Genomic DNA, 18,104 nt, shown 5'->3' on the forward strand with positions numbered 1-18,104 from the left:
ACATCCCCTTTTGTTTGAAAGGTTTATTCAAGCGAGTTTGAGGAATAACCACTATTCCCCTCACTCTATTTGATGGTACCATACCTTTTTCAGAAAATGTATAAATGTTCTCAATTGTTAAAAAATAGTCATTTTTTTACTTTGATTGATAAAAAGATTGCATAAGAAAATGAAGAGCTTTGTTTTTAGAGAGACCAAACGCGTTAATAATATAATCAACATATTGAAATAAAGATTCACCGTTTTTTTCTTTTAGCTTCATAGCTCGAAAAGATTTATTAAATCGATAATGCTTTTTATCAGAAAAAACTAGGCCTTCTTCTCTTAAAAAACCTTTATATGCCCCTTGGTTAAAATACAAAACATCATTTCGCACGTTTTCAAGATCAATTACAACAATCATATCTTCTAATTCAGCGTTGAGCTGCGTCATACATTCAATGTACTCACCAAGACAGCTTAGTAACAATGTTAAAAATTGATGGCCATCAACGTATTGAAATTGATCAAAAATAGCAGCATTTCTGTAGCTTGGTACGCACTCTTGCAAAACAGATTTTACTTCATCAAGCTCTTCTACATATGGAATTGGAATATGAAATTTTGCCGCTCCATTAACAAACTGTTCCCAAGCAACGGTTTTATCATAGGAGTCAATAACATCAGTGTTTCGAAAAATAATTGACTCTGCAGAATATGATGCTTTAACAAACGGTAAATGAACGTTCATTTCAATTTCTTCATACATTGGATAAGCTTTCGGTTCATTTGATTTTGATAAGATATACTGCTTTAATTTATCTTCATCCATATGTTCCAATAAGTACAAGTCATAAATTGGAATGACGTACATATTGCACATTCCATAGTGAACATAGCCTTCGCCGTGCGTAAGCCCCTTTCGGTTATAGATAGATAATTCTTTTGTGCAAAATGCTTCTAAACGCATCATTCGGTCTTTTGACTTTTGATATAGACGGTCCAGGTGATAGCGGTCATCAATTTCTGAAATTGGAGAAGTTCCGCTCCCAATACGGCGATAAACTTTCCCGTATGACATATAAGGAGGGTACAAGCCTTCTGGAATCCAAATAACAAAGACGCCGTACTCTGTGGTATGTTCAGGTGATAGAAACCGAGTAAAAATACGAGGAATTGGATTCGTTACATCCTTCAGCATGTTGTGAATAAAGAGCTCATACTCTTTTTTTTCAAGTAAATTGATTGAGTAATCATCTTCATCAACTCCAAATATTAGCCACCCGCCCATTTCATTGGTAAACGATGCAATAATATTTGGAATCTTCCTCTTCACAGTGGAACTAACTTCTCGCTTAAATTCAAGCTGATACCCTTCTTCTAACTGCTTCGCAACCATCACTTCTACATCAGAGAAACAAATTTCAGCAATCGTTAGCTTTCTTCCCTCTTTATTTATGAACGGCGAATAAAACGAATCACTCACAGTTTCTCCTCCTCATCATATGCATATAACTTATCCATATGATGAAAAGTGGCTAAACAGTCGTATTTCTTCTAAATTAACCAAAGAACAAATCGAGAATATTAGACGCCTTAGACGCTTCTTTATTATAAAACTCTGAGTAACCGCATGACTTACAATAAACCACAACAAAGCGGTTATGCTGAACGTCTAAAAGCTTTGAAAGACCTGTGCCTGTCATTGCCACTTCCTTTTGCCCAACGCTCTGTCCACCACATTTTATACATCCCGCCTCTTTCATTTCTGTCATCTCCTTTGTTAAAATAAAAAATCTAATTTATATTAAGTAATACGAAATAGTGTTTAAAAAGTTTCATATTTTTCCGTTCTTACAATACTCGTTGTTTACCTTCTTTGGACAGAACAATATGAAATCCAAACGAACTACCTCCATTTTTATACTTTTTATTCCTTATTATCCATTTTAACACATTTTTAATTTCACCTCGTATTTTTAAACAAATACAGATATCATTAAAACAGAGATTACTATGTTAGGAGCTTCAAATTATGTTTAAGGCAACTATTATTTTTATATTAGCTGGAATTGCTGAAATTGGTGGCGGGTACTTTATTTGGAAATGGCTTCGTGATGACTGGTCTGGCTGGTTTGGATTAGCTGGTGGAATCTCTCTCGTTCTATACGGGATTATCGCCACTTGGCAGGCTTTTCCCGACTTCGGACGAGTATATGCGGCTTACGGGGGTGTTTTTATTATCATGAGTCTATTTTGGGGCTGGTTAATTGACAAAGAAACACCAGATTTCCAAGATTGGTTAGGTAGCATTATCTGCTTAGTTGGCGTTATTGTCATTGTTTGGCCTCGAAGCTAAACGAAATTTAAAAGCGTACTCATGATAGAGCACGCTTTTGCATTTCTGTTTGCACCCACTGCTTAGCTGTTTCTAAACTTAAAAACTCTTTATCATAGTAGCTTCTTTCTATTAATTCCTCAACGATACGGAGTGCATCTTGCTCTCTTCCCGCTTTTAGATAAATCTCTAGTATCTGCTCATACTGTTTATCATAAGGAAACTCTTCCTGTCTTGCTTCCTCAAACGCATTGTCAAAGCATGAGGTTGCTTTCTTATAGCGTTTCATCTGAACGTATGTATAAGCATTACCAAAGTGCAAGTCACCTCTTTCTAAAGGTGAAAGCGCCGAATTTTTAATTCCTTCACTTCTCATTGAAATAGCTTCTTCTAACTTTCCTTTTTCCTCCAAATCATAAGCTTTACTATGAAAGTGCTCAAATTTTGTTGGTGGCTTTTTCTTACGAATAACTTTCCATAGTTTTATACATGTTCCCAAAACTAACATAATTATGATCCAATAATAATTTTGCAAAACGAGCTCCCTTCTAGCTATCAATTCCAAGCTCAAGCACATATAGCATCTCTTTTGTATCAAATACAAACGTACAGACATGATTTGTATAATGATTTACGTGTTCCATTGCAAGCAAATAGCCATTGAGTTCATTCATTGATACCCCTCCCTAGTGTTCTACTATTTCTTTATCACTTGTTTTGTGTAATCGTCGGCCATTGATTTTGTATAGAATTCAATAATATTTGATTCCGTGTCTTTAAAATACACTCTTGTTTCATTTGCTTCTTTTATTATCTTCACATCGATATCTTCCTGCTTCAACAATATAAGCGTTCCCTCAAGATTTTGCTTCTGCACGTGGAGAGCTAAGTGAACGTGAACGCCACCCTCATCGTAAAGGTTTGGCCAGCTTGAAATATTCAGCTGCTTCATCTTTTGCTCAGCTTTGGAAAACATACGAGGAAGCCATAGTCCTAGCCTTGTTGGCCCTCCAACATAGAGCCATGTTGCCCAAATTCCATTTGATTCCTCGGTAAACTGTCCGTTATCATACCCCCATTGTTCCACGATTGGAAAGCCAAGCTGATTAGACCAAAACTGTACGGCTCGTTCCATTGACTGTACTTCAAGGACAATTTCTGATATTCCTTCTGTTTTAATTTTCATCTTATCTCCTCACTTTATAAACCAACCATTAAAGGTGCAACACTTTCTTTTTCTATATTTTAGCATATCTTCCATATGGAGATGCGCTTTTCAACTATCCTGCAATAAAAATACAGCGCCTATTTTTTCCGGCGCTGTATACATGCTATTCACTTTCTTTAATCGCTTTTACTAACGATTCAATAAAAGACTGTTTTTTTTCTACGTTAGTTAGCAGCTCATCATATTGAGGTACTGTCAATTCTAACTGCAGTCCCTGATGGCGGGTATTATCATTTGCAATATTATCTGGCGAAACTCCTCTTAAATGAGGGGGCGGCTCAACTACAATAAACCCGGGTTTTAATAATTCTTTCACGCGAGATGCAAGAGGTTCATCGCGCCCTCCTATATAAATCTCTCGTTCCGCACCGCGTGCACCGTGAAATGAAATAGTTATATTTGACTGATGGACTAATGACCTTGCCAACTCTTCATCGTAATGAGTAGATGTTACATGCAGTTCAAAGGGATCTTCTTTTTTTAAGCATTTAAATGCATAAAAAGTCCCGTTAACCTCCTGCGCCAATTCCCTTGCCATTTCAAGTGTACCCTCTTCCATTGTACCGCCATGAATCGCCAACACAACAATGTCTTTCTTACGAATGATGCACTCAATTTCATAGTCAATTCCAGCTCGCTCACACTGAGATAGCTCTTGAAACGTTTGATATATATCTCGCACAACGATCACTTCCCTTCTATTGTTTCTTAATATGACTTGATTTTTATAGAGTATACATTAAACGTACAAGCACTTTTTTAGATTTTTCATAAGATGGAATGAATGCTTTTTACTATATAGAAAGTGGTGTTAAACAATTGATTGAAAACTACACGCGAATTGCAATCAAAAAGCATCAGCTACATGATGTTGATTTATTAAATGACATGCCGTATGTCTTTGCCGTTGAGTGGGACGGCGTATTATATGAATTTTTAATCAAACTAAAAGAAAACTCTTCAAAGATGATTCTGTTAGGCTCTGGAGCCGGTGCTAAGCAAGAGCACCCGCAAGGTCCTCCTTATTTTCAGCGCCATTCATGGATGGACCTATTCAATGCATCGGTTATTTACTACAACGACCCTACTTTATATTTAGGTCCTCTCTCTTTAGGATGGGGGCAAGGAACGAAAGAACGGTTTTACCTTCAGGAAATCTCCGTGTTGCTAAAAGAAATCTTAGAAAAATTACACATACCTCTCCCAAAGGTTGGAATGTCAACACTAAACTGGACAAAAATTATAAGGGCTGTTGTTTAAATTCAGCAGGCGTTAAATAGGCCAATGTTCCGTGAATTCGAATGTTATTGAACCAATGCACATAATCGTTAAGTTCAAGAGCTAGTTGTTCAAGGGAAGAGAAATGAGCTCCGTTAGCGAACTCTGTCTTAAATACCTTAAATGTCGCTTCAGCTACAGCGTTGTCATAAGGGCATCCTTTCATACTCAGTGATCGTTTGATACCAAACGTATCAAGTGCCGTTGAAATAAGCTTGTTATCAAACTCTTTCCCACGGTCTGTATGAAACATTTTGACATCATTCAAATTCGCTTGGATGCTTGCAATGGCTTGATACACAAGCTCTGCTGTCTTATTCACACCAGCACTATGACCAATGATTTCTCGATTAAAGAGGTCGACAAATAGGCATACATAATGCCACTTTTTTCCGACACGGACGTATGTTAAATCGCTGACTATGACAGCTAACGGTGCTTCTTGTGTAAATTGGCGTTGTAATTCGTTCTTAACAGGAGTTTCATTACAAGTTGATCGATGTGGTTTAAATTGTGCCACAGTGTAGTTTGAAACAAGACCCATTTCGTTCATTAATCGACCAATTCGGCGACGTGAAACTTGCTTGGCTTTAGGTAATTTTGCTAATACTTTTTTGATCTTTCGTGTGCCATAATTATTACGGCTTTCTTTGAAAATACGCATAATTTCTCTAGAAAGCTCTTTATCTTCAGCTTTCTTCGCGCATTCGTTCCTTTCATCGGCATGATAATAATAAGTACTTTTTGGAATATTGAGGACGTCACACATTGCTGATACTGAATATTTGTGAGAATTGTTACGAATCACATTTATTTTCGTCCCATGATCAGCGCTGCTTGCTTTAAAATATCGTTCTCCATCAGTAAACGTTGGTTTTCTTTACGTAATCGAGCAAGTTCATTTTCTTCTTCTGTTCGATTATCTTTCGCAGCGAATGAACCAGATTCAAGATAGTTTTTAATCCAACGATCTAAAGCAGATGGTGTAATATCATATTCTCTGGCAATATCTGCGCGAGATTTGCCATTTTCATAAAGCTTCACTAATTGCAGTTTAAATTCGGGTGTAAAAGTTCGACGTTGACGTGTCATAGTAGCACGCTCCTTAAGTTAATAGTCTAAGTTTACATCCCCTTATTTTATCTGTCCAACTTAGTGTAGCCTATCCAGGTCACCTGTTACGGTTCATCAGGAGGAGGCTTTATGTCCCTCATATTAGCCGGCTATTTAAAAGGTGCTAAAGCAGTTGTGAATAATCCGCAAACATGCTTAACAAAATGGCTTAAGACTCCCGTTCGCAACGTATTTTCCTTGTCTTATCCAGATATGTCACAGGAAGAAGTGGTTCAAACGTTTCATGAACGAATTAATGTCCTAGCATTTTATCAGAAAATTGGTTACGTCCCCCCATTGATTACCTTCAAAATGCAGCCTCAGAATTCGATATGATAAACCACCTTATCCCTTTTTTATCAGGCCTTCACGCACTAAGCGATGATTGTGAGGTTCATGAAATTAAAGTGATATTAAACTATAACAAAAAACAAGGACATGCCGCTTTAGGAAAGCAAGAAACTGTGGATTACCTATCGAAGAAAAAATAGTAGCGAGTTTTTTGGATAGGCTACACTAAGTTGGACAGATAAAATAAGGGGATGTAAACTTAGACTATTAACTTAAGGAGCGTGCTACTATGACACGTCAACGTCGAACTTTTACACCCGAATTTAAACTGCAATTAGTGAAGCTTTATGAAAATGGCAAATCTCGCGCAGATATTGCCAGAGAATATGATATTACACCATCTGCTTTAGATCGTTGGATTAAAAACTATCTTGAATCTGGTTCATTCGCTGCGAAAGATAATCGAACAGAAGAAGAAAATGAACTTGCTCGATTACGTAAAGAAAACCAACGTTTACTGATGGAGAACGATATTTTAAAGCAAGCAGCGCTGATCATGGGACGAAAATAAATGTGATTCGTAACAATTCTCACAAATATTCAGTATCAGCAATGTGTGACGTCCTCAATATTCCAAAAAGTACTTATTATTATCATGCCGATGAAAGGAACGAATGCGCGAAGAAAGCTGAAGATAAAGAGCTTTCTAGAGAAATTATGCGTATTTTCAAAGAAAGCCGTAATAATTATGGCACACGAAAGATCAAAAAAGTATTAGCAAAATTACCTAAAGCCAAGCAAGTTTCACGTCGCCGAATTGGTCGATTAATGAACGAAATGGGTCTTGTTTCAAACTACACTGTGGCACAATTTAAACCACATCGATCAACTTGTAATGAAACTCCTGTTAAGAACGAATTACAACGCCAATTTACACAAGAAGCACCGTTAGCTGTCATAGTCAGCGATTTAACATACGTCCGTGTCGGAAAAAAGTGGCATTATGTATGCCTATTTGTCGACCTCTTTAATCGAGAAATCATTGGTCATAGTGCTGGTGTGAATAAGACAGCAGAGCTTGTGTATCAAGCCATTGCAAGCATCCAAGCGAATTTGAATGATGTCAAAATGTTTCATACAGACCGTGGGAAAGAGTTTGATAACAAGCTTATTTCAACGGCACTTGATACGTTTGGTATCAAACGATCACTGAGTATGAAAGGATGCCCTTATGACAACGCTGTAGCTGAAGCGACATTTAAGGTATTTAAGACAGAGTTCGCTAACGGAGCTCATTTCTCTTCCCTTGAACAACTAGCTCTTGAACTTAACGATTATGTGCATTGGTTCAATAACATTCGAATTCACGGAACATTGGCCTATTTAACGCCTGCTGAATTTAAACAACAGCCCTTATAATTTTTGTCCAGTTTAGTGTTGACATTCCATTTTCATCCTATGATAAGATGTCGAAGTTAAATTTAGCATATCTTACAGTATACGTCGTAAAAAATATTTTTTACGTAGCGAGGGGTGAATTCAGATGCAAGCCTATTTATTTCTAGCACTTGCTATTACAGCGGAACTTTTTGGAACATCCATGTTAAAAGCATCTCAAGGATTTACAAAACTCTGGCCAAGCATTGGTGTAATCGTTGGATTTGGAGTTGCGTTTTATTCACTCTCTGCTTCTCTTCAACAAATTCCACTGAGCATTGCCTACGCAATTTGGTCAGGAGTAGGAACTGCCCTTACAGCTATTATCGGTGTTGTGATTTGGAAGGAAAGCGGCAGCATCTCAATGGTCATTGGCATTACGTTAATTATTGCAGGAGTTGTCATTTTAAATTTAAAGTCATTTGCGCATTAAAAGAAACGCTTGGCAACCGCCAAGCGTTTTTTTTATAAATTAAATGGATCTAAAAACTTCACGTCAGGATACTTATCTTGGAATAAGCGCCATACAAAATCATTTTCAAACATGAGTACAGCATGCCCATCCCGATCTTCAACAAGCATAACGCGAGAGTCAAACATGCTATCCTTAATCGTCTCTTTGTCCACCCATTTTGCAATGCTATGAGACATGCGAACAAACTCTAAATCTACGTTATACTCACCTTTCATACGGTGTTCAAACACTTGGAACTGAAGCTCACCAACAGCACCTAAAATATAATCTCCAAAGAACGGTGTACGATAGAGCTGAACCGCTCCTTCTTGTACAAGCTGGTTAATTCCTTTTTCAAAATGCTTTGATTTCATGGCATTTTTAGCACGTACTTTCACAAATAGCTCGGGTGGAAACTTCGGAAGCGCATCAAATTGAAACACTTTACCATCGCCGACAATCGTATCTCCAATTTGATACGTACCAGAATCATACAAACCAATAATGTCACCTGGATATGCTGTATCCACCGTCTCACGACTTGATGCTAAAAATTGATGTGACTGAGCAAGCTTCATTTTACGATTTGTACGAGCAAGCGTTACGTTCATGCCACGCTCAAACTTCCCTGAGCACACGCGTACAAAGGCAATTCGATCGCGGTGAGCTGGGTTCATATTTGCTTGAATTTTAAAGATAAAGCCTGAGAAATTGTTATCCGTTGGTTGAATTGTTCCAACAGATGATTCACGCGGCTGTGGTGGTGATGTTAATTGCAAAAATGAATTGAAAAACGACTGTACTCCAAAGTTTGCAATCGCACTACCAAAGAATACAGGTGTTAAAAGGCCTTGCTTTACTTTTTCAATTGAAAAATCGTTACCTGCTTCATCAAGAAGAGATAATTCATCCACAAGCGTTGGCAAATACATTTCATCCACATGCTTTTTCACTTCATCATCAATGTTTTCACCGTCAAAGTCTGCAAAATATGATTCTTTATTTCCTTGGTACACTTCGATTTGCTTCGAAAAGCGATCGTACGTACCTTGGAATCTTTTCCCCATGCCAATCGGCCACGTCACTGGGTAAGACTCAATTCCAAGTACTTCTTCAATTTCTTCCAATAGCTCTAGAGGATCTTTTCCTTCACGATCTAGCTTATTGATAAATGTTAAAATTGGAATCCCGCGCATACGACACACTTTAAATAACTTTAACGTCTGCGCTTCGATTCCCTTTGTTCCATCAATAACCATGACAGCACTATCTACCGCTGTTAGTGTTCGATATGTATCTTCACTGAAGTCTTCGTGTCCAGGTGTATCTAGGATGTTGATAAAATGATTTTTATATTCAAACTGCATTACACTTGATGTAACGGAGATTCCACGCTGCTTTTCAATTTCCATCCAGTCAGATGTTGCAAACTTTCCTGACTTTTTACCTTTAACTGTTCCAGCAGAACGAATCATTCCACCTAGTAATAACATTTTTTCAGTTAATGTTGTTTTTCCAGCATCCGGGTGGGAAATGATGGCGAACGTACGACGTGAGTCGACCATCTGCTGTTGCTGTTGATTGCTCATAAGTTTAATTATCCTTTCTACTATACAATTCCTATTTTCATCATTTCATTATACGCTTTTTTTATACAAGATGACCAGCCTTTTTCGAAGGAAAAGAAAAAAGGCCCCCATTTGGGAGCCCCTGATAATCCTATAAAAAGAATTACTTTTGAACGTTAGCAGCTTGTGGTCCACGAGCACCTTCAACGATTTCAAATGTAACTTCTTGGCCTTCTTCTAAAGTTTTGAAGCCTTCGCCTTGGATAGCTGAGAAGTGTACGAATACATCGTCTTGTCCTTCAACTTCGATGAAACCGAAACCTTTTTCAGCGTTGAACCATTTTACTTTACCTTGTAACATAATCTCTTTTCCTCCTCGTGCAGCAAGCTACACCTTGTGTATTACTCCATTCTTGCTCTTACAATAAGTCAAGACGAAACCCATCGAACTATCCTTATGGAACAAAAATAAGCAACTTTATTGTACCAAATTATCAAAAAAATTTCAAAGGGATTTGTGTAAACTTTTACTCATTTTTTTCAAAGAAATCGTGCTTTTTTTGCTTTTTTTATTCATAATAACCTATATAATTTTTACTTAATAATCCGGCATATGAACACCGGCTATTCTTTTTAAAATTTGCTCAGATGCCCCCTCCAAAAAAGCTAGAAAAGAAGAAACAGACTCTTGAATAGCTGCTTTGTTAGGATGGAATCGATTTTGGATGACGGTTTCTTTCAGCCATTTCCAAATCCGTTCAACGGGGTTCAAATTGGGCGAGTACTTCGGCAGAAAGAAACGAATGAGTCGATCCTCATGCTGTTCAAAAAAGGGCTGTAACTCTTTTGCATCATGAATACGAGCACGATCCAACACCATAATAATGACTTTATTTGGGTAATAGTCGAGCACATACTTCATAAAGGAATGAAAAGCTGGGGCTTTACAATTGTCAGCTACTTGGCAGAGAAAGTCGCCATTTAAGACATTGACAGCTCCAAATAGACTAACAGCTGCATGGTGCCCAAAAGTAGGGACTTGTTTTTGTTTCCCTTTTTGAAACCATGTGGATCGTAAAGCTTGATAGGCGTGGATTCGACTTTCATCTTCATAAAGTAAAATCATATCGCCCGAGAGGTTTTTTTTACCATCTCCATGTCTTGCAGGAATTGCTTTTGTTCGTTTTGATCCGCCTTTGCTAAGGTATAAGTAGGTCTAGTGTAACTCAATCCCATGCCCGTCAACATTCGATAAATGCCACTTCGACTCATGGTGACTGAAAATTTTTCGTAGATGACATGTTGAATCACACGTGTATCCCAGTTAGCGTCAATCCCAAATCCTTCTTTTTCCGGTGTACTTTCTAAGATCATGCGTCGAAGTTCTTCTTTTTCTTCTTGGGTTAAATAAGCAGGTTTACCGGTAGAATACTGACGGGTGACTAAACCATCCATCCCATATTGATTAAAGGTTTTGACATAGATAGACACGGTTTCACGGTGAAGATTCAAAAGCTGAGATACTTCTTTTCCTGTATAGCGTTCCATGATGAGCCGAATCGTCATGACGCGTTGTCTCATTTTCACGTTTTGAATGGTTTTTTCGTATTGACGTAAGTCAGCAGGTGTCCATCCATGGTCATTTGTAATACGTAGAACTTTCATCATCCATCTACTCCCTTATGATTATCTTAGGAACAGTATGGACGCATTTTTTTAAAAATAAGCACGTCGGAAATTAAAATCAAACTTATATAGGCTAAATTTAGGGTAACTCATATTTATCTATCAGCTTATCTAATCTACGAAATTGACTCTAATTCTCTGACAGCTAATCCATAATAGACTTTCTCCAAGCGCTTAATTTCTGCTTCGTATCGCTTAAGTTTACCGCTCGTTAGCCCTCGAGAACTTTTTGTTTCGTCCAGCAATTCAATATGCTGATTAAGCTTCAACAGCGTGCTTGTTAAACGCTCCTGTAATTCTTCAATTTCATTTTGTATATCCACACAGATTGGAAGCCGGTTCGCTAAAATAAAATCCGTCATTTGCATCAGTATTTTTTTGCGCTCAACTTCCTTTACTTTACTTTTTACTATGCGCTCAGCTGAACGAAACGTAAGTCGAATTCGTTCCATGATATCGCCTTTTATTGAAAGCTTTCTTTTTAATTCATCTACATCTTCCTTTAAGGCTTCATGCTCCTGAACCATCCTTTTCATAACAAGGCCGCAGTTTAGCGTTTTTAAATCCATTTGATTAAGCTGATGGCGAATGGACTCTTTTAAGCTATCTATTTTTTTAGTAAGCTGTCTTTCTATACCTTTAAGCTCTTTAATATCTTGCTCTCCATTATAAATAAGGCCCTCAAGACGCTCGACGTCAAACTGAGCCTGCTCTTTTTTTATTTGAAAATCTTCATACCGATGATACACAGATGACCACTTAATTAACAAAGATTGGTAATTAAGCAACTCATCTTGGTGCTCAAGCTTACACATCCACATTAAATGAACAACGGTCGCTAACAGCGGTAAAAAAGGTTCTGCTTCCTTACGCTTGGCTACAATTTCATGACTTTCCAAGCTCGCTAACGTCCATAGCGGTGCATTGAAACCAACTAGAAGTGACGGTGCATGCTGCATAGGCACAAACAAAGGCATTACTGCACAAAGTAAAGATGATAGTAGATCGTATGCACTTGGAGGAAGTTGCTTAAAAAAGCTGATAATTCCCTGTCTCTGTAAGACCTCTTCCATTGCTTTTTGAGTGACTTCTCTGCTGAATAGTTCTAGAATCCGATCTTGATATAAGCTTGGTAACTGCTCAATCCACGTTAAAAGAGCTGTTTGTAACAGCATCTGCTCACGCTTTGAAGCGATTAAGTACTGTGAATCTGCAAGGTGAATAAACAAACGAATTTGATGACGCAAAACATCGTCTAGGGAATGACAGCGAGCAATTGAAAACAATTCATTATACTTTGCGACAAACATATTGCCTATTTCTTCACTAAGTTCGTATAGTTCTCCATTTGTTGTAGTGTGAGAAACAGGCAGTCGAAAGTATTCAGCCATATGTAAAAACAGCTGAAGATGCAAATCGACCTCTGGCTGCTTAGCAATTTTTTTCATATCCTGCTGGAGATTTTGCTGAAACTGGATGTGTTCATCCTTTTCGTTTGGCAAAGTTGGTTGTAGCTTGGATATTTTATGTTTACTTATGACAAACGCACTTTGTAACCCTTGTCCATTCGCTGTTAGCAAACTATAAAGAAGCTGTTGACCATTCATTTCCCCATCTCCTTTTTTTGGCTTTTAAGACTCTTCTTGCTTTCGTAAAACAACAAGTGCAGTCCAACAAGACATTAACGCAGGTGGTATACTCCACGTTAAATATCGCCAGTCTTTTGTGATGATGGATACGATGACAAAAACGAGTGGTAGCCCTATCAATACAACACCAATCCGAACCTTGCTTATCTTTTTTCCCATTCCTCATCGCTCCCTTTTCGCTCCATATGCTTATATACAAAGTTCGCTTTCTATTAAAAAACACCTTTATAAACCGTTCGTTCAATTCTCTCTTTTCTAGACAGTCTATGACAAGAGTTTTAAAATTAGACATCCTTTTGTCAGACGGCAGGTACAAGCCTCGTTCCTTTTTCCTTCATCTTGCAAATCTCTTATTAAAACGCTAGTTTTCTGTTTTTTTCAGCAATTCCATACTTTTTGTGAGAAATTCACCGCGAAATATGCTATGTTACGTATAGAATATTTTTTATAAGAAGGATATGGGATAGTAATTCTACAGAAAAGGATGATGATCATGAAATTTGTTGTATTTGGAGCTAGCGGACGCACTGGACAAGCTTTCGTGAATCAGGCTTTAGAAGAAGGACATTTCGTCACAGCATTCGTTCGAACACCAGATAAGCTAACAATAACAAATAGCAATTTGCATATTATAGAAGGAAATGTAACGGATTCCTTTCAGGTGGCTCATGCTATTACAGGCCACGATGCTGTTGTTTCTTGCTTAGGAACTGATGGATTAGGCCCTTCTACATTTTTAGAAGAAGCAACATCTACTATTATTAAAGCAATGCAAGAGCAAGGCTTACACCGAATCTTATATACTGCTTCAGCTGGAATTGAAGGAGAAATTCCAGGTATGACAGGTTGGCTTGCTCAAAATATTTTAAAAAATCCACTACGCGACCATTTAAAAGCTGTTCAACTGCTAAAAACAAGCAACCTTCATTGGACAGTCGCTCGACCAATGGGGTTAACAAATGGCCCCGTAACCGCTCAGTATCGAAAAGCTGTGACGGGTGTACCTGAAGACAGCAAAAACATTAGCCGCGCAGACGTAGCCCACTTTTTATTACACGCAGCAAATGCAGAAATTCATTTAAAACAATCCGTGGCTCTTTCCTATTAAAAAGAGGCTGAGACATAGGTAATTCAGCCAATGATAAACCTGAACGATCGAGAGTTCCTCACTTTTAACCGTTCAGGTTTTTTGTTGATTGTGAAAACAATGTTGGAAACAGGGTGGAATGGAGCGTAGGACACTCGACTCCTGGAGGAAAGAGAGGGAAACTGAGATCCCGCAGCGCAGCGAGGAAGCTCAATTTCCTCTCCGCGGAAAGCGAGTGGCCGTAGCGCAATGGAACGAATGGTTCTGACAACGTAAAGAGGTGAGAAAAGAGAGTGTTCGTCTTTTTGGAAATTTGTTTTGTTATGTCCCACCCTCTTTTTATAAAAATCCAAACATAACTAAATATAATAAAATATGGTATACGATTCTTATAAGAGGGAGGTCTAATTCATGACACGTAAACTAGTCATTCATCTATTAACAATCACGGCCTGCTTTTTACTCTTTTCTATTAGCATGCTGTATTCTGAAAGATACCTTTTCTTAATTCCACTTGGAATGTTAGGTTTATTTGGACAATGTTATTTCACTTATCGCTTTACCCAAATCTTATTAACGGAACCGAAATGAGATCCATGCACTTTTATTAATTTTACTCTTTACAAGTTGACTTTGTACGTATATAGTTTGATACTAGTATCAGGTATAAGTTTTTACATAAAGGAGAGACCATTATGCTAACAATTGAGCAAATTAAAGAAATTATCCCTCACCGCTATCCATTTCTACTAGTGGACCGTATTATTGAAGTAGAAGAAGGCAAAAGTGCCGTAGGTATTAAAAACGTGACGGCTAATGAAGAATTTTTCAACGGACACTTTCCTGAATATCCAGTTATGCCAGGTGTTCTAATTGTAGAAGCACTTGCTCAAGTCTGCGCCGTTGTTATGTTGAAAAAAGATGATAACAAAGGAAAACTTGGCTTATTTGCAGGTATCGACAACTGTCGCTTTAAAAAGCAAGTTGTTCCTGGCGATCAGCTTCGTTTAGAAGTAGAAATGACACGCGTGCGCGGTACGATTGCGAAAGCTCGTGCTGTTGCGTCGGTCGATGGCGAAGTGGCTTGTGAAGCGGACGTAACGTTTGCATTGTTTGATCCAAAACAAGCATAACTACTTTAGAGCATTTGGAAGCCACAAAAAAGAACGCCATTGCTAGCGTTCTTTTTTGTGAATCTATTATCCTTGCCTCACTTTCATACGAACATGCTCTAAATGTTCACGAACTGCTTCTGCTGCACCTTGAGCATCTCTATTTTTAATTGCTTCAAAGATGCGATCATGATCTTCATGAACCTGCTTGCGACTCTCAGGCCTTTGCGTTAACGAATACGCTAACGCTTTGCGATATAGATGACCCAAGTTCTCTACTGTGTGAAGCAAAAATGAATTATGTGCCGCTTTTACAATATCATGGTGAAAGCGATAATCTGCTTCATAACCAATTTCAGCACTATTTTTAATCGTTCCTTTGAATGCTTCTAACGATTCTTTAATTTCTAGTAGTTCTTCTTCGGTATGACGAATAGCCGCTAGGCTTGCCGCTTCTGATTCAATGATAATTCGCATCTCAACTAATTCTAACACCTGGTCTGCTTCAACCATTTCAAACGTCATCGGATCAAGCATGCCTGCTAAGTTTACTCGCTTAACATAGCTTCCTCCACCTTGTCTGGATTCAATTAATCCACTAGCTGACAAAACGCTTAACGCTTCACGAATAGGTGCACGACTAACGCCAAACATTTTCGAAAGCTCATGCTCAGATGGTAAGCGAGATTCAGGCGGAAAAGTCTTTTCCTTTATCATCTTCTTTAACTGATCAAGAACTTGACTTGATACTTTCTTACGCTCAATTGGTACAAACATTATTATTCCCCTCTCTGTTTGCTTTTTGTCTTATTCGTCTACAACATTCTTCTCCCTGCACGAAAGAGGGATTTACGCGATGTAAGATCCCAACTAATCTGTACTGAGTCCCCTTGATGAAGTGTAAACCTCTCATATGTAACCGCTTTAAAATTTCTTTGTATTACAAGTATACATTAATTTTTAAAAAAATGTAAAAAAATTTCTATAATTATCACAATTTTCACATGAAAACAAATCATAAATGAATGAATGTTCATGTTTTTTTTGACATAACATTCCACTATTTCCCTTTTCACTATACAGCAGCAAACTTCTTTGTAAATAGCGAGATACCAAGGATTAAAAAGGTTTTTTTCCATATTACCCCTTGTTTATCACTCTTATTTTAAGGGAAAAGAGTCAGAATTTGAAATTCTATTTAGATATTTTGTATGGTTCATATATGTTCTTGCGAATAGTTCAATTCAAACTGACAAATAGTAAGAACATTATAAACGGTAATTTCTGCAAGTTAACTTGTAAAATAAACTAAATGGTGAGGAAAATCATGATACTAAACTTTGAACAGTTACCTGACATTCAAATTAAGCAACTAGTCGGCCCAACTTCTCAGCGCGTCTTACATCTCGCTTATCACTCGAAACATGTCAAAAACTCGTCATTATTTTTTAGCATGAAAGGCGAAAACGCGGACGGATATCAATTTATAGAAGAAGCTATTCAAAAAGGAGCTGTAGGAGTCTTTGGATCCGTTCATCGTTGTTTTCAACAACTTCATGATAAGTATCCGCACTGTACGTTTATCGTTGTTTTCAACAACTTCATGATAAGTATCCGCACTGTACGTTTATCGTTGTAGATGATGTTCGAAAAACAATGGCAAAGATTTCTAAGTTCTATTTCCAACAAGCGGATGAAAAGCTCAAAACAATTGGCGTAACTGGTACAAACGGGAAAACAACAGTAGCAGCTTACGTACGTTCATTATTAACGCTACTCCGATTACCAACAGGTTCAATTGGCACGACGGGGATTTGGTCTTCACATAAAAAATTAACCTATCAAAAAAGCACCCCCACAACGCCTGAATCAATTGATTTGCACCAAATTTTTCATGACCTAGAAACATTCGGAGATGAGGCAGCTGTCATGGAGGTTTCATCCATTGCCATTGATCAAAAGCGCGTTGAAGGAATTTTATTCGATGTCGCTATTCATACAAATTTCTCAGAAGAACACCTTGAGTATCATAAAACGATGGAACACTATAAAAACTGTAAAATGAAGCTATTTGAACAAGCCAAAACGGCTGTTATAAACGTTGATGATGATTTGATGGGAAAAGATTTGCTTCAACTATTTAAAAATCCAATGGTTACTTATAGTCTCAACAAGAACTCCAACGCAACGCTGCGTGCTGATTCTATCAGCGTAGAAGAAAAAGGAACAACGTTTGAGCTTCATTATAACGACAACATTTATCCAGTAACCGTCCCTGTGTTTGGCGAATATAATATTGCTAATGTGCTATCAGCTATCGGTACAGCGCTACTGCTTAATTTTCACATTGAGGATATTCTTAACGTTCTACCACAGCTCGCTAGTCCTGAAGGGCGTTTCCAAGTAATTGAAGGGCCACAAAATCAAAAGATTATCCTTGACTATGCTCATACGCCTGTAGCTCTAACTCGACTTTTGCAAGAAGTAAAAAAATTAACATATAATCGTTTAATTGTGATGATTGCTGGAATTGGCATCCGAGACTTTAACAAAATGCCCAAAATGGCCAGCATCATTGAGGGACAAGTGGATGAAGTTGTTGTTACCGTTGACCATCCTGGCTTTCATAACCCTAACGATATCATTGACCAAGTATTTACAGGATTTGCTCATCCCAATGCTTCGAACCTTCACCGAGCTCCAACGAGAAGAGAAGGAGTCTTAAAATCCTTAGAGCTTGGAGGAGCAAATGATGTTATTTTATTAACCAGCGGCTGTATCAACGGGTCGCAAATTGTAAAAGGAGAGTATATTCCTCACTCCGATGAAGCTATTATTGAATCTTATTATGTAGCATTATAAAAACTCCCCTCATATGCATGAG

At 37.8% G+C, this 18,104-nt stretch carries 24 protein-coding genes; 10 read left to right on the forward strand and 14 right to left on the reverse strand.

The window, feature by feature from the left end; all coding sequences use genetic code 11:
- Positions 1 to 136: 136 nt before the first annotated feature.
- Positions 137 to 1,465, reverse strand: a complete 1,329-nt coding sequence (locus MKZ18_RS13025) for an AlbA family DNA-binding domain-containing protein (RefSeq protein ID WP_260864949.1) — start codon at positions 1,463 to 1,465, stop codon at positions 137 to 139.
- A gap of 76 nt (positions 1,466 to 1,541) precedes the next feature.
- Positions 1,542 to 1,745 (reverse strand): zinc ribbon domain-containing protein, encoded by a 204-nt coding sequence (locus MKZ18_RS13030; RefSeq protein WP_025909917.1) that lies wholly within the window; start codon positions 1,743 to 1,745, stop codon positions 1,542 to 1,544.
- 269 nt (positions 1,746 to 2,014) lie between these two features.
- On the opposite strand from MKZ18_RS13030, the gene MKZ18_RS13035 reads away from it, so the two are divergent.
- Complete coding sequence (locus tag MKZ18_RS13035) at positions 2,015 to 2,338, forward strand: YnfA family protein (RefSeq protein WP_025909916.1); 324 nt, start codon at positions 2,015 to 2,017, stop codon at positions 2,336 to 2,338.
- A 19-nt stretch (positions 2,339 to 2,357) separates the two neighbouring features.
- On the opposite strand, the gene MKZ18_RS13040 is transcribed toward MKZ18_RS13035, so the two are convergent.
- The 4 genes from MKZ18_RS13040 to MKZ18_RS13055 all read right to left on the reverse strand — a co-directional run bounded on the left by MKZ18_RS13040 (position 2,358) and on the right by MKZ18_RS13055 (position 4,227).
- Positions 2,358 to 2,852 carry a tetratricopeptide repeat protein gene (locus MKZ18_RS13040; protein WP_340842505.1) on the reverse strand — a complete coding sequence of 165 codons (495 nt, stop codon included), beginning with the start codon at positions 2,850 to 2,852 and terminating at the stop codon, positions 2,358 to 2,360.
- A gap of 13 nt (positions 2,853 to 2,865) precedes the next feature.
- A complete protein-coding gene (locus MKZ18_RS13045) occupies positions 2,866 to 2,991 on the reverse strand; it encodes a hypothetical protein (protein WP_258954115.1) in 126 nt (41 codons plus the stop codon).
- 23 nt (positions 2,992 to 3,014) lie between these two features.
- The gene (locus MKZ18_RS13050; protein ID WP_144593669.1) at positions 3,015 to 3,503 is read right to left on the reverse strand and encodes a VOC family protein; all 489 of its coding nucleotides are present in this window, start codon (positions 3,501 to 3,503) and stop codon (positions 3,015 to 3,017) included.
- Positions 3,504 to 3,648: 145 nt separating this feature from the next.
- Positions 3,649 to 4,227 (reverse strand): poly-gamma-glutamate hydrolase family protein, encoded by a 579-nt coding sequence (locus MKZ18_RS13055; RefSeq protein ID WP_062686646.1) that lies wholly within the window; start codon positions 4,225 to 4,227, stop codon positions 3,649 to 3,651.
- Between the two features lie 137 nt (positions 4,228 to 4,364).
- On the opposite strand from MKZ18_RS13055, the gene MKZ18_RS13060 reads away from it, so the two are divergent.
- Positions 4,365 to 4,805 carry a hypothetical protein gene (locus MKZ18_RS13060; protein WP_340842504.1) on the forward strand — a complete coding sequence of 147 codons (441 nt, stop codon included), beginning with the start codon at positions 4,365 to 4,367 and terminating at the stop codon, positions 4,803 to 4,805.
- Here MKZ18_RS13060 and MKZ18_RS13065 read toward each other — a convergent pair.
- Positions 4,786 to 5,915, reverse strand: a protein-coding gene (locus MKZ18_RS13065; RefSeq protein ID WP_318757758.1) for an IS3 family transposase whose coding sequence is annotated in 2 segments (ribosomal slippage) — positions 4,786 to 5,636 and positions 5,636 to 5,915 — 1,131 coding nt in all. Because the reading frame shifts where the segments join, the coding sequence is not laid out codon by codon here. The two genes, MKZ18_RS13060 and MKZ18_RS13065, sit on opposite strands and share 20 nt — an antisense overlap.
- Positions 5,916 to 6,026: 111 nt before the next feature.
- Here MKZ18_RS13065 and MKZ18_RS13070 point away from each other — a divergent pair.
- The 3 genes from MKZ18_RS13070 (at position 6,027) to MKZ18_RS13080 (ending at position 8,097) form a co-directional block, all read left to right on the forward strand.
- Entirely contained in the window at positions 6,027 to 6,272 is a 246-nt protein-coding gene (locus tag MKZ18_RS13070; protein ID WP_341344555.1) for a hypothetical protein, read from the forward strand.
- A 244-nt stretch (positions 6,273 to 6,516) separates the two neighbouring features.
- Positions 6,517 to 7,646 (forward strand): IS3 family transposase gene (locus tag MKZ18_RS13075; protein ID WP_318757758.1). Its coding sequence is split into 2 segments (ribosomal slippage): positions 6,517 to 6,796 and positions 6,796 to 7,646, totalling 1,131 coding nucleotides; the frame shifts between segments, so codons are not numbered across the junction.
- 124 nt (positions 7,647 to 7,770) lie between these two features.
- The gene (locus tag MKZ18_RS13080) at positions 7,771 to 8,097 is read left to right on the forward strand and encodes a DMT family transporter (RefSeq protein WP_025909911.1); all 327 of its coding nucleotides are present in this window, start codon (positions 7,771 to 7,773) and stop codon (positions 8,095 to 8,097) included.
- Positions 8,098 to 8,129: 32 nt separating this feature from the next.
- Here MKZ18_RS13080 and MKZ18_RS13085 read toward each other — a convergent pair whose 3' ends face one another.
- The 6 genes from MKZ18_RS13085 to MKZ18_RS13110 all read right to left on the reverse strand — a co-directional run bounded on the left by MKZ18_RS13085 (position 8,130) and on the right by MKZ18_RS13110 (position 13,180).
- Positions 8,130 to 9,707, reverse strand: a complete 1,578-nt coding sequence (locus tag MKZ18_RS13085) for a peptide chain release factor 3 (protein ID WP_025909910.1) — start codon at positions 9,705 to 9,707, stop codon at positions 8,130 to 8,132.
- Positions 9,708 to 9,849: 142 nt separating this feature from the next.
- Positions 9,850 to 10,047 (reverse strand): cold-shock protein CspD, encoded by a 198-nt coding sequence (gene cspD, locus MKZ18_RS13090; RefSeq protein WP_025909909.1) that lies wholly within the window; start codon positions 10,045 to 10,047, stop codon positions 9,850 to 9,852.
- 237 nt (positions 10,048 to 10,284) lie between these two features.
- A complete protein-coding gene (locus MKZ18_RS13095) occupies positions 10,285 to 10,812 on the reverse strand; it encodes an IS630 family transposase (protein WP_100346442.1) in 528 nt (175 codons plus the stop codon).
- The gene (locus MKZ18_RS13100) at positions 10,809 to 11,354 is read right to left on the reverse strand and encodes a helix-turn-helix domain-containing protein (protein WP_239422052.1); all 546 of its coding nucleotides are present in this window, start codon (positions 11,352 to 11,354) and stop codon (positions 10,809 to 10,811) included. Before MKZ18_RS13100 ends, MKZ18_RS13095 begins: the two co-directional genes overlap by 4 nt.
- A 134-nt stretch (positions 11,355 to 11,488) precedes the next feature.
- Entirely contained in the window at positions 11,489 to 12,979 is a 1,491-nt protein-coding gene (locus MKZ18_RS13105; RefSeq protein ID WP_144593671.1) for a hypothetical protein, read from the reverse strand.
- A gap of 24 nt (positions 12,980 to 13,003) precedes the next feature.
- The gene (locus MKZ18_RS13110) at positions 13,004 to 13,180 is read right to left on the reverse strand and encodes a hypothetical protein (protein ID WP_167556121.1); all 177 of its coding nucleotides are present in this window, start codon (positions 13,178 to 13,180) and stop codon (positions 13,004 to 13,006) included.
- Between the two features lie 334 nt (positions 13,181 to 13,514).
- Between MKZ18_RS13110 and MKZ18_RS13115 the strand changes: the two genes are divergently transcribed.
- The 3 genes from MKZ18_RS13115 (at position 13,515) to fabZ (ending at position 15,241) form a co-directional block, all read left to right on the forward strand.
- Positions 13,515 to 14,129 (forward strand): NAD(P)-dependent oxidoreductase, encoded by a 615-nt coding sequence (locus MKZ18_RS13115; protein WP_025909907.1) that lies wholly within the window; start codon positions 13,515 to 13,517, stop codon positions 14,127 to 14,129.
- Positions 14,130 to 14,519: 390 nt separating this feature from the next.
- Positions 14,520 to 14,699 carry a hypothetical protein gene (locus MKZ18_RS13120; protein ID WP_025909905.1) on the forward strand — a complete coding sequence of 60 codons (180 nt, stop codon included), beginning with the start codon at positions 14,520 to 14,522 and terminating at the stop codon, positions 14,697 to 14,699.
- Positions 14,700 to 14,803: 104 nt separating this feature from the next.
- A complete protein-coding gene (gene fabZ / locus MKZ18_RS13125; RefSeq protein ID WP_025909904.1) occupies positions 14,804 to 15,241 on the forward strand; it encodes a 3-hydroxyacyl-ACP dehydratase FabZ in 438 nt (145 codons plus the stop codon).
- 66 nt (positions 15,242 to 15,307) lie between these two features.
- On the opposite strand, the gene MKZ18_RS13130 is transcribed toward fabZ, so the two are convergent.
- A complete protein-coding gene (locus MKZ18_RS13130) occupies positions 15,308 to 15,997 on the reverse strand; it encodes a FadR/GntR family transcriptional regulator (RefSeq protein WP_061786206.1) in 690 nt (229 codons plus the stop codon).
- A 550-nt stretch (positions 15,998 to 16,547) separates the two neighbouring features.
- Between MKZ18_RS13130 and MKZ18_RS13135 the strand changes: the two genes are divergently transcribed.
- Together MKZ18_RS13135 and MKZ18_RS13140 are read left to right on the forward strand one after the other, a co-directional pair.
- Complete coding sequence (locus tag MKZ18_RS13135; RefSeq protein WP_260864950.1) at positions 16,548 to 16,859, forward strand: Mur ligase domain-containing protein; 312 nt, start codon at positions 16,548 to 16,550, stop codon at positions 16,857 to 16,859.
- Between the two features lie 17 nt (positions 16,860 to 16,876).
- The gene (locus tag MKZ18_RS13140; RefSeq protein WP_260864951.1) at positions 16,877 to 18,082 is read left to right on the forward strand and encodes a Mur ligase family protein; all 1,206 of its coding nucleotides are present in this window, start codon (positions 16,877 to 16,879) and stop codon (positions 18,080 to 18,082) included.
- Positions 18,083 to 18,104 lie beyond the last annotated feature (22 nt).

The sequence above is a fragment of the Priestia sp. FSL W8-0001 genome (assembly GCF_038050335.1).
GTDB lineage: Bacteria > Bacillota > Bacilli > Bacillales > Bacillaceae_H > Priestia > Priestia flexa.